General features: G+C 53.7%; 2 protein-coding genes. Both read right to left on the bottom strand.

The genetic code is table 11. The features are described 5' to 3' along the window. On the bottom strand, positions 1-293 hold a 293-nt coding region (locus CPT76_RS13515), incomplete at its 3' end, for a VOC family protein (protein ID WP_181152833.1). 68 nt (positions 294-361) lie between these two features. Beyond that, positions 362-1,299: glutamate--tRNA ligase family protein (locus CPT76_RS13520; protein WP_258168392.1), on the bottom strand; the 938-nt coding region annotated here is incomplete at its 5' end.

The following is a 1,299-nucleotide window of genomic DNA, read 5'->3' on the forward strand; positions in this document are numbered from 1 at the left end:
CAGTTCCCGAAGTGAAATTGATCCCCATCCTGATCGCGGAACAGGGTAATTCCACGCTGAGCGGCCCATTTTTTGGCTGCGCCGAGCTGATTCGTCGGAATCGTAAAGGCAATATGGTACATCGATTTTTCGCCGGGCGCTGCCGCCTTCTGAAGAATGAGCTGGCTGCCGCCGGCTTGAATGGTGACCCTATCCGACTGTTCTTCGGCCACTGGAAGACCGAGCTTCCCGGCGTAAAATTGCTTCATCTCCGCAAAATGCCGGGCATTTATCGTAAGTTGTTGGATTTTCATCGTAAAAGACCTCCATATCCTTCTGATTACCAATGTATTGCTCTGCGGCAGCGTATGCAGCGTGTGGGTCAACGCGATGCTTCCCTCTTCCATGAATCTTTCAGCGAAACGATCCGGTTAAATACCTGTACCGGCCCGCTCAGTTCTTTGGGATCCAGGCAGAAATAGCCTTGGCGGATAAACTGGTATTTAACATCCTGTGAAGCATTTTTCATCCATGGCTCCATGATCGCTTGCCTGAAAATGATTCGGGAATCGGGGGATACCAGCTCTGCCCAATCATTGTCCGATTCCGCCACGGACACGGCATCTTTCAGCAGGCTGCCGTACAAGCGGATCTCGGCGGGAATACCGTGTGCGGCGGACACCCAATGTATCGTCGACTTCACCTTTCTGCCGCTGAACCCGGTTCCGCTTTTCGTCTCGGGATCGTACGTGCATTGCAGCTCAATCACTTCACCTGTCACCGGATCCTTGACGGCATGATGGCATTTTAAATAGTACGCCCCCTTCAATCGAACTTCGCTTCCTGGAAACAGACGATGAAAGCCCGGTACCGGATGTTCCATAAAGTCCTCCCGCTCGATATACAATTCTCCAGAAAAGGGGACATCCCTGCCGCCAAGCATCGGATCGGCATCGCTGTGGTTGAGATGCAGAATTTCCACCTGATCCTTCGGATAATTCGTGATGACGACTTTAAGTGGATTAAGCACAGCCATCACAGCGACAGACTTATCCTTTAAGTCCTGGCGGATGAAGTGGTCCAGCATCGCGGCATCCACCGTGCTGCTCCCCCTCAGCATGCCCACTTCCTGCATGAACCTCCGGAGGCCTTCCGGCGTAACGCCTCTTCGCCGCAGCCCCTTCAAGGTCGGAAGACGGGGATCATCCCAGCCGTCGACGAATCCGCCTTCGACCAGCTCCCTGATGTACCTTTTGCTCGTGACCATTCCGGAAACGTTCAGACGTCCGAATTCCCGCTGCTTCGGGGGTTCCGCCACTT

This window comes from Paenibacillus sp. AR247 (assembly GCF_002968895.1).
In the GTDB taxonomy this organism is placed as follows: Bacteria; Bacillota; Bacilli; order Paenibacillales; family Paenibacillaceae; genus Paenibacillus_AQ; species Paenibacillus_AQ favisporus.